Here is a 25,667-nt window from a genome sequence, read left to right as displayed (position 1 = left end):
CAAGGAATTCGACGCGTGACCCGTCCGCTTGCTGAATTGGCTTTTGATTGGTTGGTTTGGTCCGCTCTGGGGGCCATCGGCGAGTAACATGATTAGGCGAGGATAGGCGGCGATGCCGGCACAGGAGCGCTCGATACGTATCGACGGGCGCCCTGATGGCGGCGATCAGCTTCGCCGTCAGCACCGAGAGGCAATGGCAAGGAACACGTCGCCGCAGGGTCCAAATCCGCGCGCCGGGGCTGACCTCTCGCAATGGGAGGATGACGCCGCGTGGGACGAGCAGGATGAGGCGGCGGGCAACCGTGCGCGGCAATTGCTGGCGCGTTCCCACACCAACCTGCATCGCTTCACCGATTTCTGCTCGGGCATGCAGCGCTGGCTGAACGGCGAGCGCTGGATCCGTCGCATCGGGCTGGTCCTCGTGGTGCTGGTCGCGATGTTCGCGACCTGTTTCGGCGGGCTGTGGTGGCGGCTCGGCGCCGGCCCGATCAATCTCGACATGGCGACGCCGTGGCTCGCCGCGGCGATCGAGGAGAATATCGGCCACGGCAACACGGTCGAGGTCGGCGGAACGCAGATCGAGCGCGCCGGCCGCGTCAGGATCGCGGTGCGCATCCGCGACATCATCGTCCGCGATCGCGACCATGCGGTGGTCGCGAGCGCGCCGAAAGCCGAAGTGCGCCTGTCGGGAACCGCGCTCTTGATGGGCCAGTTGCGGGCGGAGAGCCTCAATCTGGTCGATGCGGAGCTGTCGGTACGCATCACGCCGGACGGCAATGTCACCGTGTCCGCCGGCGACACAGCAAAACCGCTGGCCACCGGCGTTGCCTCCAAGCGGGAGGCGGGGATGCCGCCGACATTCCCGCGTCCGACACCCGCAGCCCCGCCGCCGCCGGTTGCCTCGCCGCCGGCTGCCGCCGAGCCCTCCGCAGGCGCGTCCGATTCGGCCCAGAGCGGGCTGCTCGCCGGTCTCGACTGGCTCGACAGCCTCAGCATGACCGGCCTCGACGGGCAGAACCTCAACGAGATCGGCCTGAAGAACGGCAATCTCGTCGTCGACGATCAGCAGCGCGGCAACAAATGGAGCTTTGAGAACATCAGCCTCAGCCTGCGGCGCCCGAGCGGCGGCGGCGTTGCGCTCAGCTTCGGCGAGGAGGGCGCAAAACCCTGGTCGGTGCGCGTGCTGGTCGGACCGCAGCAGAACGGCGTGCGCTCGGTCGACATCAAGGCCGACAAGGTTTCCACCCGGAACATCCTGCTCGCGCTCCGGACCAAGGATCTGACCTACACCGCCGACCTGCCGCTGTCGGGCGAGATGAAGGGCGAGCTCGGCCGCGACGGCCTGCCGACCTACTTCCGCGGCAAGATCAATGTCGGCGCCGGCAACATCATCGACACCGACACGCCCGACTATCCGATGCCGATCGATGCGGCCGAGATGAGCGTGGAATGGGATTCGGGCCGGCGCGTACTGCTGGCGCCGATCAAGGTCGTCTCGGGCGCCAACCGCATCACGCTGCTCGGCCATCTCGAGCCGCCGAACGACAACGTCACCGACTGGCAGGCCGGCCTGTCTGGCGGCACCATCGTGCTGGCCGGCGCCGACAAGAACGAACCACCGTTGATCTTCAATCGCATCAACATCGGCTTCCGGTTCGACACCGACAAGAAGCGCGTGCTGCTGACCCAGGCCGACATCTCCAATGGCGAGATCGGCGTCGCCGGAACCGGCAGCATCGACTATTCCGGCGAGCCGCGGCTGCAGCTCGGATTCGCCGGCACGCCGATGTCGGCCTCGGCCCTGAAACGGATGTGGCCGGTCATCATCGTGCCCGAGGTGCGCGAATGGGTGCTCGAGCGGATCGACCGCGGCACGCTCCAGCGTATCGATGTCGGCGTCAATTCGCCGGTGCACAACCTGTCGCGCAAGGGACCGCCGATTCCGGACGACGGCCTCTCGGTCAACATTGTCGCCTCCGGTGTCACAGTGCGTCCGGTGGACCAGATGCCCGCGGTGCATGACGCGGATCTGAAGGCCAGGGTGACCGGCCGCACCGCGACCGTGACCATCAACCAGGGCATTGCCGACACGCCGGCGGGCCGCAAGATCACGCTGTCGGACTTCACCTTCGAGGTGCCGGACATGGCGCCGAAGCCGTCGCCGTCCAAGGTCAAGTTCCGGGTCGACTGTCCGGTGCCGGCCGCCGCCGAGATCCTCGCGTCCGACCGGCTCAGCGATCTCTCCGGTCCGCCGATCGATCCCAACGCCAGCAAGGGCAACGTCACCGCAACGATCAATCTCGGCATGCCCGTGAAGGGCGAGCTGACCAAGGCCGATACGCTCTACTCGGTCACCGCCGACATCTCCGGCGTTGCTGTCGACAAGCTGGTGATGAACCAGAAGCTCGAAGCCAACGCGCTGAAGGTGATCGCCAGCAATGCCGGCTTCCAGGTCAAGGGCGACGTCAAGATCAACGGGCAGGCGGCCTCGCTCGACTACCGCAAGCCGGCCGAGGGCGATGCCGACGTCAAGCTGCAGGCGACGCTGGACGATGCGAGCCGCGCGCGCCTCGGGCTTGATCTCGGCCCCGCGGTCTCCGGCGCGATCCCGATCAAGCTGAGCGGCAAGATCGGCAGCGGCGACAACCCCGCCACCAAGATGGGCGTCGAGGCCGACCTGACCCAGCTCAAGCTCGACAACATCCTGCCGGGGTGGGTCAAGGCGCAGGGCAGGGCCGGCAAGGCGACCTTCAACGTGGTGCCGAAGGGGCAATCGACCCGGTTCGAGGATATCTCGATCGACGGCGCCGGCGCGTCGATCAAGGGGGCGCTCGAGGTCGACCAGAACGGCGATCTCATGAATGCGTACTTCCCGACCTACGCGCCGTCGGAAGGCGACAAGACCTCGCTGCGGGCCGATCGCGGTCCCGACGGCGTGATCAAGGTCACGATGCGCGGCGACGTGTTCGACGGTCGCGGCTTCCTGAAGTCGGCGATCTCCGGCCGCGATAGCGATCCCAAGAGCAAGACCAGGACCACCGATTTCGATGTCGATCTGAAACTCGGCGCGGTCGCAGGATTCAACGGCGAAGCGCTGCGCAGCGTCGACGCCAAGGTCTCGCGCCGCAACGGGTTCTTCAAGGCGTTCACGCTGAGCGGCAAGGTCGGCCGCGACACCCCCGTCACGGTCGATATGCGCGGACGCCAGCAGGGCCGCGAGGTGATCTATCTGCAGACCAGCGACGCCGGTGCGTTCCTGCGCTTCATCGATACCTATTCGAAGGTGGTCGGCGGCCAGCTTACGCTCGCGATGGAGCCGCCGATCCCTGAGCCGAGCCCAAGGGAGGGGCTCATCAATATCACCGGATTCTCGGTGAAGGGCGAAACCCAGCTCGATCGCGCTGTTGCCGGCGGGCCGGTCAGCACCCAGAACGGCATCGGGTTCGACGCGCTGCGCGCCGAATTCACGCGCCAGAGCGGCCAGCTTTCGATCCGCAATGGTGTGGTCAAGGGACCGACCATCGGCGCGACCATCGAAGGCAGCATCGACTATATCGGCAACCAGGTGCGGATGAACGGCACCTTCATTCCGATGTACGGATTGAACAACATGTTCGGCCAGATCCCGTTCTTCGGGATTTTCCTCGGCGCCGGGAGCAATGAAGGCCTGATCGGCGTGACCTATGAAGTGGTGGGAACGCCGAGCGCGCCGGTGCTGCGCGTCAATCCGATCTCCGCGCTGGCGCCCGGCCTGACGCGCAAGATCTTCGAGTTCAAGCAGTACGGCCCGAACGATCTGCCGACGACGAACAATTAAGCGAAGCGCGGTGGCGCAAGCCATCGCGCGAGGGCTAAAGCATGATCCGGAAAAGTGCGCAGCGTTTTCCGAAGGGATCATGCTCAAACAAAGAGCCAAGGCGCGATGATGATTCAACCCAATCTCATCGCGCTTTAGTGTCGACCTTTCAGAATGGCAAAACAAAACGGCGTCCGAGAGTGGATCGGGCGCCGTTGATTTAACGTCTTCCGCAGTCGTCCAATTCAGCGGTCGTCGAAACCGGGCAGCGCGGCGGTATGCTCCGCGCGAGCGCCCGTGAGCTTATTGGCGTTGAGGTGGAGCGCACGCAGGATGGTCGGCGCAACCTGCTTGTTCTCGACCTTCTCATCAACCACCGCGCCTTCGAAGCCCGGGTTGGCGACAACCAGCAGGACGTGAGTATCGTCGTCGGTGAACCCGCCATGCTCGGACACCTTCTTCGAACTCGCGCTGTAGATCGTGCCGTGGATCGGCTGGATGATGATGTCGGGCGTGCGGCCCTGGGCCGGGTTGCCGAATTTGTCCTTCAACTCGTCGCCGGCATAGATCTTTTCGATGCGGGCCTGGTTGAGGAGAACCTTGTCGTTCTCGAGGATGCTGACGGCCTTGGTGGCCTGGCTCTGATCGGCCAGCCAGATCAGCGAGACATCGTCGGCTGTCTCCAGGGCCGCCTTTACGCCGCCGGTGGCCAACAGGTCGACCGGGTCGACGACGTCGGCATGGCCCAGCGGCAGCCTCGGATTGGTGCTGCCCTTCAGCACGTGAAGCTGGCCCACGTCGATCGGTGACTGGCCGTGCTTCGCGCCGACGATGACGAGGGTGTTCTTGGTGAGATGCTGCTTGTCGAACTGTTCAAGCATCTGGCCGAGCGAGCTGTCGACGAAGTCGAGCGACAATTCGAGCTCCGTGCTCGGTGTGCCGGCCGCGTCCGTGTAGCCGTCGGCGGTGATCTTCTGGCCGACACTGACGGCCTGGAAGTTCATGCCCAGGATCGCCGGCACGCCGACGGTCTTCGTCCCGGTATGGTCGAGGCCCTTGATCCAGTTCAGGACGGCGGTGACCTTCAGGTTGTCGTAGTAGCGGGTGTAGACTGGGTTCACGGTCCAGTCGTCACTGGCTTTGGGCGTGGGGATCAACTGAGGTGCGGTGGCAAGCACGGTCGTCGAATTGATCTCGGGAGCGTAGAGTTCATCGAGACCCTTGCCGGACGGGCCGCTGATGATCTCATAGGCCGGGTGCTTGTCCGACCAGGCCGTGCGCAGGCCGGCCTCGTGGATGACCTCCATGATCGTTGTGGTGTCGTTCTTCAGGTAGGCGTGCGGATAGACCGGCTGGCAAGCGCCGCCGACCTTGCGCAGCGGCAGGTTCGCCGGATTGATGTGATCGGAATTTGCCGGACCGCCGCCGTCAAGCTTGCTTAGATCGTAGTCAAGCGCTTCGAAATATGTGGCTTCGGTGCCCGGTTTGCCCTGACAGTTGCTTCCGGGCGGATACAGGGTCTGGTCATAAGTGTCATCGTAGAAAACACCGTGCGTCTTTGGTGAGGCGCCAGTCATGAATGCCAACAGTCCCGGGAACGAATCCGAGGGGTAGGAGGTGTGCGCATTGGTGTAGTGCACACCGTGCCTCAGCAGCTTGGCGAAGGTCGATTTGGGATGGCCTTTGACGTAACGCTGCAGGTCGACCTCGTGCATGCCGTCGACGCTGATCAAGAGCACGTGCTCGATGGCGCGATGCTCACGATGATCGTCATCGTCGGCGCGCGCGGGCGCGCCGAGCGCGGTCGAGCCAAGCAATACTGCAATCGCGAGCTTTCCAAATCCATTCATGATTGACGCCCTTTCTGGAGAAATCGGCGTCCTTGAATACCGCTGCGAACACGACGGCGATGTGAAACTGGAATGATGATGTCATGACCGTACGCATATCCATGGAGGCCCCTCGATGGAGGAAGAAGCCTGGATCGAGCGAATATCTGCGGCAATATCTGTCTTGCTCGCCTCCGGGGTTATTGCGGCGCGCCGAGCCTGCTTTCGACCCTCGACAGACATCCCGGTTGTATTTGCTTGGTTTGGGAACAGGTGCGCTGGCCGGTTTCTGTCCGCATTCATCCGAGGCTGCGACCAAGTCCGAGCGGCCCGCCGTCCGGATGAAGTTCGCAGGAACCTTGCCCCGTCTGGGATGTTGGAGAGCAATTCAACAAACTCAGGAGGAACTCTCATGAGAGCCCTGTTATTGGCTGGTGTACTGGCGGTCGCTGGTTTCGCTATGGCCACGCCGATCTCCATTGCACCCGCGTCAGCTCAGGTTGCCGTTGATACTCCGCTCGGCGGCGTGAGAGTGGGCCCGGAGCCCCGTTACTACCGCGACTACGATCGACCCGCTTATCGCGCCTACGGATATGATCGCGGATATCGCGGATGCCGCACCGTCACGATCGAGCGTGACGACGGATCGGTCCGGAGAGTTCGTCGCTGCGGCTAGCAGTCCCGGACCAGAGGATCGACTTCCGGGCTTACAAGGCCGCTCAGTCGGTTCTCGCAATCAAGGAATTGGAGCCATCGACTAGGGCCGCTGCTGTTGGCGGCCTGTTTCATTTCGCTAATGCCGCCTATCGGCCCAAGGTGTTGGGTCCAAGGCCGGCATGCGTTCATGTCGGATTCCACATCGCCTCCGCAGGGGCAAGCGGACGCGTCCGAACTCACCGTCGCAGCGCCGGCACCACCAGGAACGGGATCAGGCCGAGCACCACATTGACCAGCGCGAAGGCGATCAACGGATTGTAGCTGTGGGTCCAGTCGTGGATCAGGCCGCCGCCCCATGAGCCAAGGCCGGAGCCGAGGCCGCTGCCGATCATGATCGTCCCGTAGATCGTGCCGACCCGCTCGCCGCGGAAGATCTTCAGCGCGGTCGCGGTGATCAGCGGGCCGCGCGAGCCGATCATGCTGCCGAAGCAGATGATGAAGCCGGTCAGCAGCCAGTAGTTCGGATACCACTGCAGCAGCCAGAGCAGAATGATGCCGAGGATCGAGACGCCGTAGCTGAACAATACACTGGGACGGCGGCCGATGATGCCGTCGAGGGTGGACACGCCGAGCATGCCGACGAACAGCGCGACGCCGGAGAAGCCCCAGGCGGTTGCCGCCTGCAGCGGCGGGAAGCCGACATCGATCAGATAGGCGACGATCTGCGCGGTCAGCGCATACATCGCAATCGCGGTGAAGAAGAAGGTGGAGAACAGCGCCCAGAAGGCGTGGTGGCGCATCGCGCTGAGCAGCGTCCAGCCTTCGTCGGCCAAACTGCTTTCCGCCTTCCTGACGATATGCGGCGATCCGCCGGCGAGCAGCCGCCACGGCAGAAAGACCAGCGGAACAAGCAGGCAGAGCGCGCCGATGCCGAACACCTGATAGGCCTCGCGCCAGCCGATCCGGTCGATCAGAACCTGCGACAGCGGCAACAGCAGCAACAGGCCGGCGCCGGTCGCCGAATACATCACGGCCATCGCGGTCGGCAGGCGTGGTCCGAACCAGCGGCCGAGCAGGATCGAATTCGACACATTGCCGATCAGCGCGGTGCCGAAACCGACGCAGAGGCCGACGCTGAGCTGGAATTGCCAGAGCGCTTGCGCGCGCGAGGCGACGAGGAAGGCGCAACCGAGCAGCGAGAGGCCGAGCGCATAGACCAGGCGCGGACCCGAGCGGTCGAACAGGCGTCCGACCAGTGGCGCGGTCAGGCCGCTGGCGAGCCAGGTCAGCGAGTAGACCGACACCACAGAGGCGCGGTCCCAGCCGAAATTTTCCGAGATCGGTTTCAGGAAAACGGTGAAGCTGTCGCTGAGGCCGCGCCCAAGCACCGACAGCACGAAGCAGAGCGCGAGCACGTTCAGCGCGACGCGGGACTGCTTCGCCGGCGTTGCAAGCGTGTCGTTCGGAGGCGTGGTCTGGTCCATCGGAAAGATGGGAGCGCGCTTTCCGCACTCCCGACAACCGACAAATGCGAATGCGCCTATGCAGGCTTCAGCAGGACGTGGCGCTTCTTGCCGAGCGACAGTTTCACCACGCCTTCCGGCGTGAGATTGGCCGAAGTCAGCAGCATCTTCTCGTCGGTCACGGCTGCATCGTTGACGCGAAGGCCGCCGCCCTTGATCTGCCGGCGCGCTTCGCCGTTGGAAGCGACCAGCTCGGCCTTGACGAAGGCGAGCAGCACGCCGACGCCGGCTTCAAATTCGCCGCGCGGAATTTCCACCGTCGGCAAGGTTTCGGCCAGCGCACCTTCCTCGAAGGTGCGGCGCGCGGTCTCGGCGGCTTCGTTCGCTGCATCGCGGCCATGGAGCAGGGCGGTCGCCTCGGTCGCCAGCACCTTCTTGGCCTCGTTGATCTCGCCGCCGGCCAGCGCCGCAAGCTTGCTGATCTCGCTCATCGGCAGGATGGTGAACAGCTTGAGGAACTTGACGACGTCGGCGTCCTCGACATTGCGCCAGTACTGCCAGAAATCGTAGGGCGAGAACTGGTCGGCGTTGAGCCACACCGCGCCCTTGGCCGTCTTGCCCATCTTGTCGCCGGAGGCGGTGGTGAGCAGCGGCGTGGTCAGCGCGAACAGTTGCGGCGCGCCCATGCGGCGGCCGAGATCGACGCCGTTGACGATATTGCCCCACTGGTCGGAGCCGCCCATCTGCAGCCGGCAGCCGGCGCGGCGCGACAGCTCGACGAAGTCGTAGGCCTGGCAGACCATGTAGTTGAACTCGATGAAGCTCATCTCCTGCTCGCGCTCGAGCCGGAGCCGCACCGAGTCCATGGTCAGCATGCGGTTGACCGAGAAGTGCCGGCCGATGTCGCGCAGCATCTCGATCCAGTTCAATTTGGTCAGCCACTCGGCATTGTCGAGCATGATGGCGTCGGAAGGCCCATTGCCGTAACGCAGCACCTTGGCGAACACGCCGCGGATCGAGGCCTTGTTGGCTTCGATCTCCGCAACCGTGCGCATCGCGCGCGTCTCGTCCTTGCCGGAGGGATCGCCGACCATCGTGGTGCCGCCGCCCATCAGCGTGATCGGCTTGTTGCCGCTCTGCTGCAGCCAGTACAGCATCATCATGGTGAGGAAGTTGCCGATGTGCAGCGACGGTGCGGTGCAATCATAGCCGACATAGGCGGTTGCCTCGCCCTTCGCGGCGAGCGCGTCGAGGCCCTCGAAATCGGAGCACTGGTGGACGAAGCCGCGTTCCTGTAAAGTGTTCAGGAAATCCGATTTAAATGCAGTCATTTGTCGGCGAGCCAGATCATTCTTGTTTTACGGTTTTTGCATCTATTTGCGGAACCTTGATGCTTGAGGCTGCCGCAGGCGGACGCGCAGTGGCATTATAGGATGTACTTGTTTGAGACAAGCCGGGGGTTCCCGGCTGGGGCGCTTCTAGCATGATGTTAACGGCACTCGGTCTGATGAGCGGCACCTCGCTCGACGGGGTCGACGTGGCATTGATCGAGACCGACGGCCGCCAGATCAAGGCCTTCGGCCCCTCGGGCTATCGGCCTTATACCGAAGGCGAGCGCAGCCTGCTGCGCCAGGCGCTGACGGAGGCGGTCCATCTGTCGCGGCGCGACGCCCGGCCGGGGATTTTGCGGCAGGCCGAGCAGGCCGTCACCACGGCCCATGCCGAGGCGGTCGCCAGCTTCACGGCACAGCACCGGATCTCGGCACAGGACATCGACATCGTCGGGTTCCATGGCCAGACCGTGCTGCATCGCCCCGAGCGGAGGTTGACGGTGCAGATCGGCGATGCCCTGGCGCTCGCCAAGGTGATCCACATTCCGGTGATGCACGATTTCCGCGCCGCCGACGTCGAGGCCGGCGGGCAGGGCGCGCCGTTCGTGCCGGTCTACCACCGCGCGCTGGTGCAATCGCTGAACCGCGAGGGGCCGATCGTCGTGGTCAATATCGGCGGCGTCTCCAACATCACCTATATCGACGGCACGGACACGCTGATCGCCTGCGACACCGGGCCGGGCAATGCGCTGCTCGACGACTTCATGTTCCGTCAGATGCATCAGCCGTTCGACACCGCCGGCAAGTTCGCCGCGCTGGGCAGGCCCGACGAGGCCTGGATCGCACAGGCGCTGAAGCTGCCGTTCTTTGCGCTGCCGCCGCCGAAATCGCTCGACCGCAACGACTTCGGCAGCCTCAAGCTCGGCGCCGTGGCGCCGGCCGATGGTGCCGCGACACTGACCGCCTTCACTGCCGCGGCCATCGCCCGCGTCGTGCCGCTGCTGCCGAAACGGCCGAAAAGCTGGATCATCTGCGGCGGCGGCGCCTCCAACCTCACGATGCTGCGGATGCTGCGCGAGCGCCTGGCGCCGGCGACCGTCGAGCCGGCCGAGGCGCTCGGCTGGGCGGCGGACGCGATCGAGGCGCAGGCGTTCGGCTTCCTTGCCGCGCGCGGCATGAAGGGCCTGCCGCTGAGCTACCCCGCCACCACGGGGGTGCCGATCCCGATGACCGGGGGCATCATCGCGCGACCGTGATTTAGATGCAAATGCATCTACCTTGACAGTTCCATGCCGTTGCATTTAATTCGATGCAGTTGCATTGAACGCGAGGTTCGTCATGGCCGCCCTGAAACTGATCAGCCACAAGCTCTGCCCCTATGTGCAACGCGCGGTGATCGCGCTGCGTGAGAAGGGCGTGCCGTTCGAGCGGATCGACATCGATCTCGCCAACAAGCCGGACTGGTTCCTGAAGATCTCGCCGCTCGGCAAGGTGCCGGTGCTGGTGGTGACGCGCGGCGACGGCAAGGAGGTCGCGCTGTTCGAGAGCAATGTGATCTGCGAGTACATCGAGGAGACGCAGGCCGGCGCCAAGCTGCACCCACAGGATCCTCTTGTCCGCGCCGAGCATCGCGCCTGGATGGAGTTCGGCTCGGCCATTCTCGGCGATCTCTGGGGGCTCGAGACTGCGACAGATGCCGCGGCCTTCGAGAGCAAGCGGCAGGCGGTCGCGGCGAAATTCGCGCGCGTCGAGGCTGCGCTCGGCGCCGGTCCGTTCTTCGCCGGCCAGAATTTCAGTCTGGTGGATGCGGTGTTCGCGCCGATCTTCCGCTATTTCGATCTGTTCGATCAGCTGACCGATCTCGCTGTTTTCACGCACACGCCAAGACTTCGCGCCTGGCGCAGCGCGCTGGCACAGCGGCCGAGCGTACGCAGTGCGGTGTCGCCTGACTATCCGGCGCTGCTGCATGCGTTCCTGGTCGGCCACCGCGCGCATATGCTGAAGCTTGCCGCGTAAGCCATGTCGCACTCGGTTGCCTGGATCGCGCTCATCGTCGCCGGCCTGCTGGACGTCGGCTGGGCGATTTCGATGAAATATGCCGAGGGCTATACGCGGCTCGGCTGGACGCTGGTCTCGCTGCTGCTGCTCGCCGCGTTCGTGTTCCTGCTCGGACGCGCGTTGCAGGTGCTCGGCGTCGGTGTCGCCTACACCGTGTGGACCGGCATCGGCGCGGCCGGCACGCTGGCCATGGGCGTGCTGCTGTTCAACGAGGCGCTCAACCCGATGAAGGTCGCGGGAATCGCATTCGTGCTGATCGGCATCACCGCACTGAAGTTGGCGCCGGAATAGGTCAGTGCCGTAGCCCGGATGAGCGCAGCGATATCCGGGTTCTTGTCGGTCGCGCCCCGCATGTCGCTTCGCTCATGCGGGCTACAAGATCGCGTCAGCGCACGTTCGCCAGCCGCATGTCGAGATAGCCGGTCACCGTCTCCATCAGCGGCTCGAGCTTGCCGTCGAAGAAGTGGTTGGCGCCGGGGATGACCTGCTGGTCGATCACGATGCCCTTCTGCGTCTTCAGCTTCTCGACGAGCGTGTTGACGTCCTTGGGCGGCACCACGGCATCCTTGTCGCCGTGCACGATCAGGCCCGACGACGGGCAGGGCGCAAGGAACGAGAAGTCGTAGAGATTGGCGGGCGGCGCGATCGAGATGAAACCCTCGACCTCCGGCCGGCGCATCAGAAGCTGCATGCCGATCCAAGCGCCGAACGAGAAGCCCGCAACCCAGCAGGCGCGTGCCTCCGGATTGATCGCCTGCGCCCAGTCGAGCGCGCTCGCGGCGTCAGACAATTCGCCGGTGCCGTGATCGAACGAGCCCTGGCTGCGGCCGACGCCACGGAAGTTGAAGCGCAGCACCGAGAAGCCGCGATGCGCGAACGCGTAGTAGCACTGATAGACGATCTGGTGGTTCATCGTGCCGTGGAACTGCGGATGCGGATGCAGGATCATCGCAATCGGCGCGTTCTTCTGCTTGGCCGGGTGGTAGCGGCCCTCGAGGCGGCCAGCAGGGCCGGTGAAAATGACTTCAGGCATTGTGTTCCCTTGATTGCCGCGTTCCCTTGATTGACTTCGATCAATCAACCGGTTGGAGCCATCTTCAGCGACGGTTCGCGAACAGAGCAGCTCGTGATGAAATCGGCGCAGGCACCGCCGCGCGGCACGCTGGAGGCCTTCTAGCATGACGCAAGGGGCAAAAATCAAGGAAATTGTGCCGCTTGGCGGTCGCGAATCCGCGTCGCGACGCGCGCGCAGCCAGTGCGTCGGCGGCGATCCGGATCGACACGCCGGATCGCCTCGAAGGCTACCTGAAGTTTCAGTCTGTCATAATGCTATCGTGCTCAAGGGGTCGCGAGCGCCGTGTCTGGCGGCAGCGCGAGGCTCCCGCCGCGCGGGAAAAATCTCCCGTGCCGGCGACGTCTGATCTGGTCTCGGTCGTCAACTGTCGTTATCTCGCAGTGAAGGCCGCAACCATGGTGGTTGCCGCGGATAGCTCCATGGCCGATCGCGTCTATCTCGATTGGAATGCCACCACGCCGCTTCGCCAGGAGGCGAAGGCGGCGATGGCTGCGGCGTGGGAGTTGATCGGCAACCCATCCTCGGTGCACAGCGAGGGACGGCGGGCGCGACGGCTGGTTGAGGATGCCCGCAATGCCGTGGCGAAGGCGGTCGGCGGACGGCCGCAGGACGTCGTGTTTCTCTCCGGCGGGACCGAAGCCAATGCGCTCGCACTGACGCCGGGATTGCGCCGCGCTGCGGGCGCGCCGGTGCAGCGGCTCCTGATGTCGGCGATCGAGCACGCGTCCGTGCTCGCGGGCGGTCGGTTTGCGACCGAGGCGACCGCCGCAATCCATGTCACGCGGGCCGGTGTGATCGATCTCAACCATCTGCGCCCACTGCTGGCCGATGGTCCGCCGGCTCTGGTCTCGGTGATGCTGGCGAACAACGAGACCGGTGCCATTCAGCCGGTGGCTGATGTCGCCGCAATCGTCCATGCGGCTGGCGGGCTGCTGCATGTCGATGCGATCCAGGCGTTCGGCAAGATCCCGTTCGATCTGGCCTCGACGCAGGCCGACCTGGTGACGCTGTCGGCGCACAAGATCGGCGGACCGAAGGGCGCAGGCGCGCTGGTGCTCGCCGAGGGCGTCGAGGGCCTGGACGCGTTTCTGCGCGGCGGCGGGCAGGAGTTCGGGCGGCGGGCAGGGACCGAGAACATCGCCGGCATCGCCGGGTTCGGTGCGGCCGCCAAGACTGCGATGACGGCGCTGAAGGCCGACGCGGCCCGCGTCAGGGGATTGCGCGACCGGCTCGAGCACGGGCTGCGGCAGACGCCGGACGTGCTGGTGTTCTCCGATGACGTCAAGCGGTTACCTAATACCGTTCTGTTCACGGCACCCGGCGTGAAGGCCGAGACGGCGGTCATCGGGTTCGACCTTGGGGGAATCGCGGTCTCGTCCGGTTCCGCCTGCTCGTCGGGCAAGGTCCAGCCGTCCCACGTGCTGGAGGCAATGGGATACCGTTCGGAGGTGTCCCAGGGAGCGGTGCGGCTCAGTCTTGGCTGGTCTACCACGGAGACAGACGTGGATTTGACCCTCAAGGCTTGGCGAAAGCTCGCCGATACCTTAGTTAAGGGGGGACGACGAAACACAGCTTGAACTGTTCTAAGCGGATTTCGTCATCAAAGCATCGTAAGAGATTTTCGGAACTTGAGATCCACCGCGGTCCTTGAAACCGCGAGCGGAGGATTGAATGCCTGCTGTACAAGAGACGGTCGAGCGCGTCCGGCGCATCGACGTCGACCAGTATCGATATGGGTTTGAGACGCTGATCGAGTCCGACAAGGCCCCGAAGGGGCTGTCGGAAGACACCGTCCGCTTCATCTCCGCAAAGAAGAACGAACCGGCCTGGATGCTGGAATGGCGCCTGGAGGCGTATCGCCGCTGGCTGACCATGACCGAGCCGACCTGGGCGCGCGTCGACTATCCGAAGATCGACTACCAGGACATCTACTACTACGCGGCGCCGAAGCCGAAGAAGACGCTGTCCTCGATCGACGAGATCGATCCGGAAATCCTCAAGACCTACGAGAAGCTCGGCATCCCCCTGCGCGAGGTCGCGATCCTCGAGGGCGTCGAGCCGCCGCCTGGTGGTGAGCAGACGCCGAACCGCAAGATCGCGGTCGACGCCGTGTTCGATTCGGTCTCGGTTGCGACCACCTTCCAGAAGGAGCTGAAGGCGGCCGGCGTGATCTTCATGCCGATCTCGGAGGCGATCCGCGAGCATCCCGAGCTGGTGCAGAAATATCTCGGCACCGTGGTGCCGACCTCGGACAACTACTTCGCGACATTGAATTCGGCTGTGTTCTCCGACGGCTCGTTCGTCTACGTGCCGCCGGGCGTGCGCTGCCCGATGGAGTTGTCGACCTATTTCCGCATCAACGAGCGCAACACCGGCCAGTTCGAGCGCACGCTGATCATCGCCGACAAGGGCTCCTACGTCTCCTATCTCGAGGGCTGCACCGCGCCGCAGCGCGACGAGAACCAGCTGCACGCCGCCGTGGTCGAACTCGTCACGCTCGACGATGCCGAGATCAAGTATTCGACGGTGCAGAACTGGTACCCGGGCAATTCGGAAGGCAAGGGCGGCATCTACAATTTCGTCACCAAGCGTGGCGACTGCCGTGGTCGCAATTCGAAGATCTCCTGGACCCAGGTCGAGACCGGTTCGGCGATCACCTGGAAATATCCGAGCTGCATCCTGCGCGGCGACAATTCGAGCGGCGAGTTCTACTCGATCGCGATCTCGAACGGTTTCCAGCAGGTCGATAGCGGGACCAAGATGATCCATCTCGGCAAGAACACGTCGAGCCGGATCATCTCCAAGGGCATCGCCGCCGGCAAGTCGCAGAACACCTATCGCGGTCTCGTCAGCGCCCATCGCAAGGCCACCGGCGCACGCAACTACACCGCCTGCGACTCGCTTCTGATCGGCGACAAATGCGGCGCGCACACCGTGCCCTATGTCGAGGCCAAGAACTCCTCGGCGACGTTCGAGCATGAAGCGACGACCTCGAAGATTTCCGAGGACGTGCTGTTCTACTGCATCCAGCGCGGGCTCTCGCAGGAAGAAGCCGTCGGCCTCGTCGTCAACGGTTTCGTGAAGGACGTGCTGCAGCAACTGCCGATGGAGTTCGCGGTGGAAGCGCAGAAGCTGATCTCGATCAGCCTTGAAGGTTCGGTTGGCTAATCCATCCCGCCAACGGCGCGGCCGACGCGCCTCGGGGTGATGCTCAGGAAAAATCAGATGTCTCTGCTTGAAGTGAAAGATCTGCAGGTTCGTGTCGAGGAGCGTGAGATCCTCCACGGGCTGTCGCTCACGGTGAACCCGGGCGAGGTGCACGCGATCATGGGGCCGAACGGCTCCGGCAAGTCGACGCTCTCCCACGTCATCGCCGGCAAGCCGGGCTATGAAGTCACCGGCGGGCAGATCCTGTTCAGGGGCGAGGACCTCCTGGAGATGGAGCCCAACGAGCGCGCCGCCAGGGGCGTGTTCCTGGCGTTCCAGTATCCGGTCGAGATCCCCGGCGTCACCACCTGGAATTTCCTGCATGCGGCGCTCAACGCCCAGCGCAAGGCGCGCGGCGAGGACGAGATTTCGTCGCCGGCCTTCCTCAAGAAGGTCCGCGAGGTCGCCAAGTCGCTGAACATTCCGCAGGACATGCTGAAGCGCGGCGTCAATGTCGGCTTCTCCGGCGGCGAAAAGAAGCGCAACGAGATTCTGCAGATGGCGCTGTTCGAGCCGGCCGTCTGCATCCTCGACGAAATGGATTCCGGCCTCGACATCGACGCGCTGCGGATCGCGGCCGACGGCGTCAACGCGCTGCGCTCGCCGGAGCGCGCGATGGTCGTGATCACCCACTATCAACGGCTGCTCAACTACATCGTGCCCGACTTCGTGCACGTGATGTCGAAGGGCCGGGTGGTGAAGAGCGGCGGCAAGGAGCTGGCGCTGGAGCTGGAAGAGTCCGGTTACACGCAGTTCGAAGACGCTGCCTGACAAACGCGGGTTTTGTGATGAACGTTGTTGCAAAGACCGAGACCGGGCGCGCGCTGGGCGACGCATTCGCCGTGGTGCGCGACCGTCTGCCGGGCGAGGGCAAGATCGCCGATCAGCGGCGCCAGGCCTTCGAAGCTTATGAACGATCCGGCCTGCCGCATCGCCGGATCGAGGACTGGAAATACACCGACCTGCGCGCGCTGATGCGCGAGGTGCTGCCGCTCGCTGCATCCCCGGATGATGCCGCGCTGAGCCGCGCCAGGGCCGTCGTAGAGGCCCGCGCGATCGAAGGCGTCCGGCGCCTGGTGCTGGTCGACGGCGCGTTCGCGCCTGATCTCTCCGATTGGAAGGATCTGGAGAAAGGGCTCTCGATCAATCCGCTGCGCGTTGCGCTGGAAGCCGGCGACGAGATCGTCGCGACACAGGCTCTCGCGTCCGATGCCGCCAACCCCATGATCGCGCTGAATGGCGCGATGGCGACCGACGGTGTCGTCATCGACGTCGCCAACGGCGCGGTGCTGACCCAGCCGCTGCATATCGTGCATGTCGCATCCGGCACCGCGCCGGCCTCGACGTTCACGCGGTCGCTGCTCCGGCTCGGCCGCGATACCGGCGTGACGCTGGTGGAGAGCTATCTCGCCGCCGACGGCGCCAAGGCCTATCAGACCCATGACGGACTGGTTGTTGCGATCGGTGACAATTCACGGTTCGATCACGTGCGCCTGGTCGAAGACAGCGTCGATGCCTTCAATATTTCCTCGGCGACGGTGTCGCTCGGCGCGCATGCCCATTTCAACACCTTCGGCCTGACCTCGGGCGGTCATGTGAGCCGCTATCAGCTGACGGTGACCTGCGCCGGCGAGGGCTCGACGGTCGAGACCAACGGCGTCAATCTGATCAACGGCAAGCAGCACGCCGACACCACGTTGTTCGTGGATCACGCGGTGCCGCACTGCGCGAGCCGCGAGATCTTCCGCGCCGTTGTCGACGACCGCGCCCATTCGGTGTTCCAGGGCCGCATCATCGTCCGCCCCGACGCGCAGAAGACCGACGCCAAGATGATGACCCGTGCGCTGCTGTTGTCAGACGACGCGGAAGCCGACAACAAGCCCGAGCTCGAGATCTTCGCTGACGACGTCACCTGCGGTCACGGTGCGACCACCGGCGCGCTCGACGAGAGCCTGCTGTTCTACATGCGCGCCCGCGGACTGCCCGAGAAGGAAGCGCAGGCGCTCCTGATCCAGGCCTTCGTCGGCGAGGCGATCGAGACTATCGCCAGCGACGCGTTGCGCGAGGTCGCAATTGCTACCGCGCAGCGCTGGCTTCAGGCGAGGGCGTGAGCATGCACAAGGCGGTCGCCAACGGCAGTTACGACGTCGCGCTGGTGCGGCAGGATTTCCCGGCGCTCGCCATGCAGATCTACGGCAAGCCGCTGGTCTATCTCGACAACGCGGCCTCGGCGCAGAAGCCGAATGCGGTGCTCGACCGCATGACCGAGGCCTACAAGAGCGAATACGCCAACGTGCATCGCGGCCTGCATTACCTCGCCAATGCCGCGACGGAGGCCTATGAGGGCGCCCGCGGCAAGGTCGCGCAGTTCATCAACGCCCGCCGCAATGAAGAGATCGTCTTCACCCGCAACGTCACCGAGGCGATCAACTTGGTTGCGTCGTCCTGGGGCGGGGTGAACATCAAGAAGGGCGACGAGATCGTCCTCTCGATCATGGAGCACCACTCCAACATCGTGCCGTGGCACTTCCTCAGGGAGCGCCATGGTGCCGTGATCAAGTGGGCACCGGTCGACGACGAGGGCAACTTCCTGATCGAGGAGTTCGAGAAACTCCTGACCCCGCGCACCAAGATCGTCGCGATCACCCAGATGTCGAACGCGCTCGGCACGCTGGTTCCGGTCAAGGACGTGATCCGGCTGGCGCACGACCGCGGCATCCCGGTGCTGGTCGACGGCGCGCAAGGTGCGGTGCACCTGCCGATCGACGTCCAGGACCTCGATTGCGATTTCTACGCCTTCACCGGCCACAAGGTGTACGGACCGACCGGCATCGGCGCGCTCTATGCCAAGCACGAGCATCTGGTGGCGATGCGGCCGTTCAACGGCGGCGGCGAGATGATCCGTGAGGTGGCCAAGGACTGGGTCACCTATGGCGATCCGCCGCACAAGTTCGAAGCCGGGACGCCGCCGATCGTCGAGGCGATCGGGCTGGGGACTGCGATCGACTATGTCAATTCGATCGGCAAGGAGCGTATCGCTGCGCATGAGCATGAGCTGCTCACCTACGCGCAGGAGCGCCTGCGCGAGATCAACTCGCTGCGGGTGATCGGAACCGCGCGCAACAAGGGCCCGGTGATCTCGTTCGAAATGAAGGGCGCTCATCCCCACGATGTCGCGACCGTGATCGATCGTCAGGGCATTGCGGTGCGCGCCGGCACGCATTGCGTGATGCCGCTTTTAGAGCGGTTCAACGTCACGGCCACCTGCCGTGCATCCTTCGGGATGTATAATACCAGGGAAGAAGTCGACCATCTGGCGCAGGCGCTGATCAAGGCGCGGGAATTGTTCGCATGACCGATACAGCCGAAGTCAAGACGGCCACCATGGAAACCACCTCGGCGCTGCCGGCGGAGGAGACCGAGCGCATGAGCGGCGAGATCGTCGCGGCGCTGAAGACGGTGTTCGACCCGGAAATCCCGGCCGACATCTACGAACTCGGCCTGATCTACAAGGTCGATCTCAAGGATGATCGCTCGGTCGACATCATGATGACGCTGACCACGCCGAACTGCCCGGCCGCCGGCGAGCTGCCGCAGATGGTGGAGAACGCGGTCGCCAGCGTTCCCGGCGTCGGCGTCGTCAACGTCAATCTGGTGTGGGATCCGGCCTGGACGCCGGACCGGATGTCGGACGAGGCACGCCTCGTCCTCAATATGTGGTGATGCGTCGCAGCGTTTTCGAGCGAAGTGGATGCCGGTTCGCGTGAAGAAAACGCGTCAGAACAAGAGGTAAGGGTTCTGATCAAGAACCTTTACGGATTGGACTTAGGCTCAAGAAGATCGGCAATTGATTTGCCGCTGGGACTGACCACATGAGTGACATGACGCAAGCTTCACCAACCCCAGCCAAGCCGAAGCGGCCACGCCCGCAGGTCATGAAACTGACCGATGCCGCCGCGGAGCGGATCACCGAGCTGACCAAGCGCGCGGATTCCGAGATCGTCGGGCTGCGCGTCGGCATCAAGAATGGCGGCTGCGCCGGACAGTCCTATACCGTCGAATACGCTCACGAAATCCGTCCGACCGATGAAGTGGTCGAGGACAAGGGCGTGAAGATCCTGGTCGATCCGAAGGCCGTGCTGTTCCTGCTTGGAACCGAGATGGACTATGTGGCCGACAAAATGCAGGCCCAGTTCGTGTTCAACAACCCGAACCAGGTCTCCGCCTGCGGTTGCGGCGAATCGGTGCAGCTCAAGCCGGCCACGGTCTAGAGACGTCCGCATATCGATTGTTGTGTGATCGGCACCTGTGTTGCCCGTCATTGCGAGCGTAGCGAAGCAATCCATGTTTCCGCTTGTTGCGCGATGGATTGCTTCGCTACGCTCGCAATGACATGGATGGAGACGTGCTCCTTACCATGAGGCGATAGAACGGGGGCGATTGGCACATGGACCGCGAATTCCTCACCGACCTGTTCGCCGATTTCGGCCCGGTCACGCTGCGCCGGATGTTCTCCGGCTACGGTATCTCTGCTGACGGCACCAATTTCGCGCTGGCCCTGCGTGCCGGGCTTTATTTCCGCGCCGACGATCAGACCATTCCGCAATTCGAGGCGGAGGGCTGCGGGCCATTCCAGTATCAGACGCGATCGAAGACCGTCACGGTGAACTCCTACTGGCAGCTGCCGGCACGGCTGTTCGATGATTCGGAAGAACTCGCGGTCTGGGCACGGTCGGCACTCGGCGCCGCCCAGCGCGCCGCGCTGCGCAAGCGGCCGAGGAAACGAGCGGCTGCGCGAAAGTCGAAGGCGCCTGCGAAGAAGACTGCAGGCAAGAAAGCTACGGCAGAAAAGGCGGTCGCGAAGAGGCCATCGGCCAAGAAGAAGCGATCGGCAAAGAAGCGATCCGCATCCTGAGGCAGCCAATCCATCCACGTCATTGCGAGCGAAGCGAAGCAATCCATGGATCCGCATATGCGGCAGGTGGATTGCTTCGCTTCGCTCGCAATGACTGTGGAGGACGTGAGGGAAGTCACGCCACGCGGGTCTGGATCTCGGTGCTGTATTCCGGATCGGCCTCGCAGATCACACGGTTGCGGCCGGCGCGCTTGGCGGCATAGAGGCAGGCGTCGGCGCGCTCGATCAGCGAGTCGGTGTCGTCAGTCGGCTTCAGCATGGAGACGCCAACCGAGATCGTGACGCGGCCGAGGATCTCGCCGGTCGACTTCTTCTTCAGCTCCTTGGCCATCACGGCGCGGCGGATGTGGTCGGCGACCGTCAGCGCCTGCCGCAGCGCCGTGTTGGGAAGCACCACGGCGAATTCCTCGCCGCCATAGCGGGCGGTGATGTCCTGGCCCTTGATGTTCTGCTTCAGCGACTGCGCCACCAGCCGCAGCACCTGGTCGCCGGTGAGATGGCCGTAGGAGTCGTTGAACGATTTGAAGTGGTCGATGTCGAACATCAGGAGCGACAGCGGCTCGCCGCTGGCCAGCGCGGCCTGCACCGCCATGTCGATCGAGCGGTCGAAATATTTCCGGTTGCCGAGGCCGGTGAGCGGATCGGTCAGGCTCTCGGCACGGATCGCCTCGAGGCTGTGCTGCAGGTCGCTGATCTCCGACTTCGACAGCGCGAGCCGGTTCTCCAATGCCTGATTGGTCTCGCGCATCTCGCGCGTCGATTTCGCCAGGCTATCGACGATTGCCTTGATGTGATCGCGGGTGGTCGCGCTCGCAAGCTTATCGCTGGCGCCGACGAGGCTGGCGTCATAGGTCGCGGACACGCCGAGCGCATCGGTGATCAGCTTCATGACGGCGTCGATCTCGCCGATGACGCGCGCGCCGACCTTGTCGATGCGGTCCGAGGTCTTGATGTGCGAAAGGTAGGTTTCGTAGATCTGCTCGAGATCGGATTCAGAGAGCTTGCCGCTGCGCGCCAGCGTCTCGTTGATGACCTTGTTGAGCGGCGCGTTGTATCCGGTCGCGTAGACGTACCAGATTTCATAGTTGCGGGGGACTGCGGTCTGGCGAAGCGAGCGGATCTGGCCAAGCGCGACTTCGGCAAAGGCCAACGTACGTTCGTGTTCGTCCAGCAGCTTGACCACTGTCACGTCCTCAATGCACGCAATGCCGATTAAACCCGGCAGCAATGACTAAACTATTGGGGCGAGGGTACGGGACGAGAGTGAAGGCAAGGTAAACAGTGGAACTACGGGGAAGCCGGCTGCAACGACCGTGCGGCGCGCCCGATGTTTGTCCGCCTTGAGCGCCACTTTCGGGCGCTTTTCGTTTGCTCGCCAGAGCATGATCCGGAAAAGTGCGCAGCGGTTTTCCGAAAAGATCATGCTCAAACAACGAGCTAAGGCGCGATGACGCTTCACGCAAATCTCATCGCGCTTTGGTGCGAGGCGCAAACTGCGCGCATTTGCTTCAAACGCTGAGGATCAGCGCGTGCGCCGGTCGCGGGCGGCAAGAGAATTGTCCGGAATACCGCCGCTGGCGCGGCGGCGTCAGAGCAGGCCTTACGCGCGTGCGCGCACAGGTCGCAGCAGGAAGGCGGGCAGGTGCGAATGATCAGCGGGCTCGTGGTCCACCTCGCGCTGCGGCCGCCGTGGCTCGGCACGCCCGATCGACGGCACGTGCGATGGAGCGGCCTGCGGAGCCGAATTGCGGCCGTGGCGCGGTTCACGCTCCGGCTTCGCTGCGCGCTCCTCGCGGGGCTCCCGCTCCTGACGCGCTTCGCGCGGCTCGCGCTCACCGTGGCGCGCTTCGCGCTCACCGTGGCGCGCTTCGCGCTCACGGCGCGGCTTGCGGCCGCCGCGGGCACCATCGCGCGAACCTTCGCGGCCACGCGAGCGGCGCGGCGCGGCGTCCTCGTCGGAGGCTTCGCTGTGAACGGTGTAGTCGCCCTCAGCGCGCGGGATCGGCTGGCCGATCAGCTTCTCGATCGCGGTCATCGACTTGCTATCGAGCGAGGTGACGATGGAGATCGCAGTACCGGTGCGTCCGGCGCGGCCAGTACGGCCAATGCGGTGGACATAGTCGTCGGGGTGGTGCGGTACGTCGAAATTGAAGACGTGGCTCACCGCGGGAATGTCGAGACCACGGGCGGCGACGTCGGAGGCGACGAGCAGCGGAATCTCGCCCTTCCGGAATTGATCGAGGGCCGCGGTGCGGGCGGATTGATCCATATCGCCGTGCAGGGCACCGACGCTGAAGCCGTGCTTCTGGAGTGACTTGTGAAGGACGGCGACTTCGCGCTTGCGATTGCAGAAGATAATCGCGTTGTTGAGATCCTTGGCATCGCGCAGCAGGCGGCGGAGGATCTCGCGCTTGTCATGCGCTTCGCGACCGGCCGGGACCTGCAATTGCGTCACGGTGACGGCGGTGGTCGCGGGCTTGGAGACTTCGATCCGCGCAGGATTGTGCAGGAAGGCCTCGGTGATGCGGCTGATCTCCGGAGGCATCGTCGCGGTGAAGAACAGGGTCTGCCGCGTGAACGGGACGAGCTTGCAGATGCGTTCGATGTCGGGGATGAAACCCATGTCGAGCATGCGATCGGCTTCGTCGATCACCAGCAGCTCGACGCCGGTGAGCAGCAATCCGCCGCGTTCGGTGTGGTCGAGCAGGCGGCCGGGCGTTGCGATCAGGACGTCGACGCCGCGCATCAGCTTGGAGTCCTGGTCGCCGAACGAGACGCCGCCGATAAGGAGCGCCACGTTCAATTTCTGACCGGCGCCGTATTTGTCGAACTGCTCCTTCACCTGCGCGGCAAGCTCGCGGGTCGGCTCGAGGATCAGGGTGCGCGGCATCCGTGCCCGGGCGCGGCCCTTCTCGAGCAGGGTAAGCATCGGGAGAACGAAGGCAGCGGTCTTGCCGGTGCCGGTCTGGGCAATGCCGAGGACGTCGCGCCGAGCGAGAACGTGCGGGATTGCCTGTTCCTGGATGGGAGTGGGGTTGGTGTAACCGGTGGCCGCAACTGCGGCGAGGACCTTATCGGACAGGCCTAGATTGGAAAAAGACATTGAGCCTCTGGTCGAAACCGCCGTTCGGCATCGCAGGTAAAAGGCTGTCGCGTTCGGCCCCGAAACGGCTCGCTTTTCTATAAAGCTCGGGGGCTCTGACTAACGCCGACGGACGGCAAACCTGACGAATCGCGTTTCGATCCGAGGGCCGCGTTGCCCGCAACATAGGGGCGAAACCGGTAAAGTCAATCTTGGAACCAGCCGGATGGCCGAAAAAGCTTAACGTTTTGACTGAAATACGCGTCTTTTCGTCATTTGGCGGTCAAATGAATCACGACCCCCGCCCCGGACGGCGAGGCCACAGCGGGGGCTTCCGCGCTGTTTTTCATCCTGAATCCGCCGGGCGTCAGGCCTTCGGAATCGCCGAATATCCGGTAGAAGGTGGCGAGGCTGCCGAACCCGCAGGTGAGGGCGATGTCGGCGATCGGCCGCGGCGGCTTCTCGCAAAGCAGCCTTCGGCTCTCGCTCAGGCGCTGGGCGGTGACGGTCTGCGAAAAGCTTGCCCCGGTCGCCTCGAACAGGACGTGCAGGTAGCGGACCGAGACGCCGAGCATGCCGGCGATCATCCCTGGCGACAGGCTTGGCCTGGCAAGATGGCGCGTGATCAGGCGGCGCGCGAGGCTGAGCCGGCCGACGCGCAGCGCCTGCTGCGCCCGGCGGCTGCCCGGCCTGATCACACCGCGCTCGATCAGCGCAAGGTCCGCCACGATCTTGACCAGCGCAGGAATGCAAGCGGTATCACCGGCCTCCGTCGCTTCCTTGAAGTCGGCGAGGCAAGCTTCTAGCAGCGGCGTCCAGCCGTGATTGCCGGTCGCCGCTGAGCCCTGACGGGCTGGCTCAGATGCCGGGATTTGATCCGCTCGCAGGTCCGCGGCATCGAGAGAAATGCGCGTCGCGCCTGTAGCTGGCGTTTCCTGGCTGTGATCCCCGTGCTTACCGCGCATCGTGACTGATCCCTCGCTCTGCATGAGAGCGCGCGTCGCCGGTAAGGAAATTTGCGGTGCCGAACCCGGGCGGAGCGCCGCAGTGGTTCTGGCGAAATGGCCGGAAAATATCTTCTCAATGCGCGCAGGCTGATCACTTCGGTTCAGCGAAAGCCGGATCGCGCGGCGATGTGAGGTTCAAGGAGCTGAAGGGGGCGCGGCCGGTGTCTTGGCCGGTCCGGACAGGCGCTCAGGCCGTCTGCGCGCGGTAGTCGCCCGGCGTCATGGATTCGGATGCATTGAAGAGGCGGTAGAACGTCGCAAGGCTCTCGAATCCGCAGGCAAAGGCGACCTCGGCGATCGTCTGCCTGGGCTGCTCGCGGAGCAGGCGGCGGCTTTGTTCGAGCCGGAGCGCGGTGACGGTCTCCGAGAAACTCATCTCGGTCTCCTCGAACAGGATGTGCAAATGACGGACCGAAATGCCGAGCAGGCCGGCAATCAGGGTTGGCGACAGCGCTGCACGCGCCAGATGGCGCCGGATCAGGCGACGGGCCAGCGACAAATGGGCGGTTCGCAAGGCCTGCTGCGCGAGGCGGCTCTTCGGCCGCATGATGCCGCGCTCGATCAGCGCGATATGGGCCAGCGCCTGCACCGTCGGCGCCGTGCCCACCGCCGCGGCATCATTGCTCTCGATGAGGTCGCGGAAGCATGCTTCCAGCAGGGCCCGCAGCGCGGTCTCATCCTGCACCGGCCTGGGGACGAGTTCGCCGAGCTCGGCGCCCGGCGGGACGATGTTCGCCACCGGGACCTTGATGATGCGCAGGTGGAAGCCGTCGTCGTGCAGGGGGACAGTGCGATAGGGCAGGTCCGAGTAGCTGGTCGCGAACATGCCGTCGCGAACGGCAAATTCATCGAGCCGCGCGCCGCCGAACCAGCCGCCGCCGCCAAGCTGCTGATAGATGCACAGGCTGTCGCTGGCCGCGTCGGCGATGTCGCCGGTGCGCCGTTCGACACGGTACGGCGAGGCGCGCAGCTCGACCAGCCCGGCATCGCCGAGCTTGCGCAGCGAGAACTCGCCGAAGAAGTCGCGGCGCCGGTCGGCTTCCAGCTCGGCGGTGACGCCGAACAGCCCCTTGGCGCGGACCTCGCGCCAATAGTCGAAGCGATCCTTGGGATCGACTTGATCAGTAGACCATGTGTGCACGGAAAAGCCGTTGCGACGTGCGGAGAGCTCGAGCCGGATGGAGCTTCGAATCTATCACGCGGGCCGTAAAAAGAAACTTGACCTAAGACAAATCGGACCCCTCATT

20 protein-coding genes are annotated in these 25,667 nt (G+C 64.3%); 12 read left to right on the top strand and 8 right to left on the bottom strand.

The annotated features are described in order from the left end of the window. Positions 1–112: 112 nt before the first annotated feature. Positions 113–3,817 carry a YhdP family protein gene (locus QA635_RS23455; protein WP_283061686.1) on the top strand — a complete coding sequence of 1,235 codons (3,705 nt, stop codon included), beginning with the start codon at positions 113–115 and terminating at the stop codon, positions 3,815–3,817. Positions 3,818–4,041: 224 nt separating this feature from the next. Here QA635_RS23455 and QA635_RS23450 read toward each other — a convergent pair whose 3' ends face one another. The 3 genes from QA635_RS23450 to tyrS form a co-directional block, all read right to left on the bottom strand. Then, on the bottom strand, positions 4,042–5,535 hold the full coding sequence (locus QA635_RS23450) for an alkaline phosphatase family protein (RefSeq protein WP_283071773.1): 1,494 nt from the start codon (positions 5,533–5,535) through the stop codon (positions 4,042–4,044). 983 nt (positions 5,536–6,518) lie between these two features. Further along, positions 6,519–7,766, bottom strand: coding sequence for an MFS transporter (locus QA635_RS23445; RefSeq protein ID WP_283061685.1), 1,248 nt, complete (start codon positions 7,764–7,766; stop codon positions 6,519–6,521). A 56-nt stretch (positions 7,767–7,822) separates the two neighbouring features. Beyond that, on the bottom strand, positions 7,823–9,076 hold the full coding sequence (tyrS, locus tag QA635_RS23440; protein ID WP_283061684.1) for a tyrosine--tRNA ligase: 1,254 nt from the start codon (positions 9,074–9,076) through the stop codon (positions 7,823–7,825). Between the two features lie 152 nt (positions 9,077–9,228). Here tyrS and QA635_RS23435 point away from each other — a divergent pair, with 152 nt between their 5' ends. From QA635_RS23435 to QA635_RS23425, 3 genes are all read left to right on the top strand, one after another. Next, complete coding sequence (locus tag QA635_RS23435) at positions 9,229–10,332, top strand: anhydro-N-acetylmuramic acid kinase (RefSeq protein ID WP_283061683.1); 1,104 nt, start codon at positions 9,229–9,231, stop codon at positions 10,330–10,332. 82 nt (positions 10,333–10,414) lie between these two features. Further along, on the top strand, positions 10,415–11,092 hold the full coding sequence (locus QA635_RS23430; RefSeq protein WP_283061682.1) for a glutathione S-transferase family protein: 678 nt from the start codon (positions 10,415–10,417) through the stop codon (positions 11,090–11,092). Between the two features lie 3 nt (positions 11,093–11,095). After that, positions 11,096–11,425: a DMT family transporter gene (locus tag QA635_RS23425; protein ID WP_283061681.1), complete on the top strand. Its 330-nt coding sequence runs from the start codon at positions 11,096–11,098 to the stop codon at positions 11,423–11,425. A gap of 94 nt (positions 11,426–11,519) precedes the next feature. Here the strand turns inward: QA635_RS23425 and QA635_RS23420 are convergent, their stop codons facing one another. Next, on the bottom strand, positions 11,520–12,167 hold the full coding sequence (locus QA635_RS23420; RefSeq protein WP_016843213.1) for an alpha/beta hydrolase: 648 nt from the start codon (positions 12,165–12,167) through the stop codon (positions 11,520–11,522). Positions 12,168–12,628: 461 nt separating this feature from the next. Here QA635_RS23420 and QA635_RS23415 point away from each other — a divergent pair, with 461 nt between their 5' ends. From QA635_RS23415 to QA635_RS23380, 8 genes are all read left to right on the top strand, one after another. Continuing rightward, positions 12,629–13,786, top strand: coding sequence for a cysteine desulfurase family protein (locus QA635_RS23415; protein ID WP_283071771.1), 1,158 nt, complete (start codon positions 12,629–12,631; stop codon positions 13,784–13,786). Positions 13,787–13,880: 94 nt separating this feature from the next. Continuing rightward, positions 13,881–15,377 (top strand): Fe-S cluster assembly protein SufB, encoded by a 1,497-nt coding sequence (gene sufB, locus QA635_RS23410; RefSeq protein ID WP_038380064.1) that lies wholly within the window; start codon positions 13,881–13,883, stop codon positions 15,375–15,377. Positions 15,378–15,434: 57 nt separating this feature from the next. Continuing rightward, positions 15,435–16,187 carry a Fe-S cluster assembly ATPase SufC gene (gene sufC / locus QA635_RS23405; RefSeq protein WP_283061678.1) on the top strand — a complete coding sequence of 251 codons (753 nt, stop codon included), beginning with the start codon at positions 15,435–15,437 and terminating at the stop codon, positions 16,185–16,187. A gap of 17 nt (positions 16,188–16,204) precedes the next feature. Next, complete coding sequence (gene sufD, locus QA635_RS23400; protein ID WP_283061677.1) at positions 16,205–17,527, top strand: Fe-S cluster assembly protein SufD; 1,323 nt, start codon at positions 16,205–16,207, stop codon at positions 17,525–17,527. Then, positions 17,524–18,771, top strand: a complete 1,248-nt coding sequence (locus QA635_RS23395; protein ID WP_283061675.1) for a cysteine desulfurase — start codon at positions 17,524–17,526, stop codon at positions 18,769–18,771. Before sufD ends, QA635_RS23395 begins: the two co-directional genes overlap by 4 nt. Beyond that, on the top strand, positions 18,768–19,139 hold the full coding sequence (locus tag QA635_RS23390; protein ID WP_016845787.1) for an SUF system Fe-S cluster assembly protein: 372 nt from the start codon (positions 18,768–18,770) through the stop codon (positions 19,137–19,139). Before QA635_RS23395 ends, QA635_RS23390 begins: the two co-directional genes overlap by 4 nt. Positions 19,140–19,297: 158 nt before the next feature. Then, the gene (locus tag QA635_RS23385) at positions 19,298–19,687 is read left to right on the top strand and encodes a HesB/IscA family protein (RefSeq protein WP_050384272.1); all 390 of its coding nucleotides are present in this window, start codon (positions 19,298–19,300) and stop codon (positions 19,685–19,687) included. 176 nt (positions 19,688–19,863) lie between these two features. Then, a complete protein-coding gene (locus QA635_RS23380; protein WP_283061673.1) occupies positions 19,864–20,331 on the top strand; it encodes a TfoX/Sxy family protein in 468 nt (155 codons plus the stop codon). A gap of 115 nt (positions 20,332–20,446) precedes the next feature. Here QA635_RS23380 and QA635_RS23375 read toward each other — a convergent pair whose 3' ends face one another. The 4 genes from QA635_RS23375 to QA635_RS23360 all read right to left on the bottom strand — a co-directional run bounded on the left by QA635_RS23375 (position 20,447) and on the right by QA635_RS23360 (position 25,561). After that, the gene (locus tag QA635_RS23375) at positions 20,447–21,514 is read right to left on the bottom strand and encodes a GGDEF domain-containing protein (protein WP_038386764.1); all 1,068 of its coding nucleotides are present in this window, start codon (positions 21,512–21,514) and stop codon (positions 20,447–20,449) included. A gap of 417 nt (positions 21,515–21,931) precedes the next feature. After that, complete coding sequence (locus QA635_RS23370) at positions 21,932–23,434, bottom strand: DEAD/DEAH box helicase (RefSeq protein WP_283061672.1); 1,503 nt, start codon at positions 23,432–23,434, stop codon at positions 21,932–21,934. A 251-nt stretch (positions 23,435–23,685) separates the two neighbouring features. After that, on the bottom strand, positions 23,686–24,378 hold the full coding sequence (locus QA635_RS23365; RefSeq protein WP_341850381.1) for a helix-turn-helix transcriptional regulator: 693 nt from the start codon (positions 24,376–24,378) through the stop codon (positions 23,686–23,688). Positions 24,379–24,607: 229 nt separating this feature from the next. After that, positions 24,608–25,561, bottom strand: coding sequence for a helix-turn-helix transcriptional regulator (locus tag QA635_RS23360; protein ID WP_283061671.1), 954 nt, complete (start codon positions 25,559–25,561; stop codon positions 24,608–24,610). Positions 25,562–25,667 lie beyond the last annotated feature (106 nt).

Origin of the sequence: Bradyrhizobium brasilense (genome assembly GCF_029714345.1) — a bacterium.
Classification (GTDB): Bacteria; Pseudomonadota; Alphaproteobacteria; order Rhizobiales; family Xanthobacteraceae; genus Bradyrhizobium; species Bradyrhizobium australafricanum.
Note: the sequence above shows the minus strand (reverse complement) of the source record. Positions and strands in the feature narration are given on the sequence as shown.

Bases quoted from the DNA above. Each gene is read 5' to 3' on its own strand.
- QA635_RS23455 (WP_283061686.1), top strand. From the start codon at position 113: ATGCCGGCACAGGAGCGCTCGATACGTATCGACGGGCGCCCTGATGGC.
- QA635_RS23445 (WP_283061685.1), bottom strand. From the start codon at position 7,766: ATGGACCAGACCACGCCTCCGAACGACACGCTTGCAACGCCGGCGAAG.
- tyrS (WP_283061684.1), bottom strand. From the start codon at position 9,076: ATGACTGCATTTAAATCGGATTTCCTGAACACTTTACAGGAACGCGGC.
- QA635_RS23435 (WP_283061683.1), top strand. From the start codon at position 9,229: ATGATGTTAACGGCACTCGGTCTGATGAGCGGCACCTCGCTCGACGGG.
- QA635_RS23430 (WP_283061682.1), top strand. From the start codon at position 10,415: ATGGCCGCCCTGAAACTGATCAGCCACAAGCTCTGCCCCTATGTGCAA.
- QA635_RS23425 (WP_283061681.1), top strand. From the start codon at position 11,096: ATGTCGCACTCGGTTGCCTGGATCGCGCTCATCGTCGCCGGCCTGCTG.
- QA635_RS23420 (WP_016843213.1), bottom strand. From the start codon at position 12,167: ATGCCTGAAGTCATTTTCACCGGCCCTGCTGGCCGCCTCGAGGGCCGC.
- QA635_RS23415 (WP_283071771.1), top strand. From the start codon at position 12,629: ATGGCCGATCGCGTCTATCTCGATTGGAATGCCACCACGCCGCTTCGC.
- sufB (WP_038380064.1), top strand. From the start codon at position 13,881: ATGCCTGCTGTACAAGAGACGGTCGAGCGCGTCCGGCGCATCGACGTC.
- sufC (WP_283061678.1), top strand. From the start codon at position 15,435: ATGTCTCTGCTTGAAGTGAAAGATCTGCAGGTTCGTGTCGAGGAGCGT.
- sufD (WP_283061677.1), top strand. From the start codon at position 16,205: ATGAACGTTGTTGCAAAGACCGAGACCGGGCGCGCGCTGGGCGACGCA.
- QA635_RS23390 (WP_016845787.1), top strand. From the start codon at position 18,768: ATGACCGATACAGCCGAAGTCAAGACGGCCACCATGGAAACCACCTCG.
- QA635_RS23385 (WP_050384272.1), top strand. From the start codon at position 19,298: ATGACGCAAGCTTCACCAACCCCAGCCAAGCCGAAGCGGCCACGCCCG.
- QA635_RS23380 (WP_283061673.1), top strand. From the start codon at position 19,864: ATGGACCGCGAATTCCTCACCGACCTGTTCGCCGATTTCGGCCCGGTC.
- QA635_RS23370 (WP_283061672.1), bottom strand. From the start codon at position 23,434: ATGTCTTTTTCCAATCTAGGCCTGTCCGATAAGGTCCTCGCCGCAGTT.
- QA635_RS23365 (WP_341850381.1), bottom strand. From the start codon at position 24,378: ATGCGCGGTAAGCACGGGGATCACAGCCAGGAAACGCCAGCTACAGGC.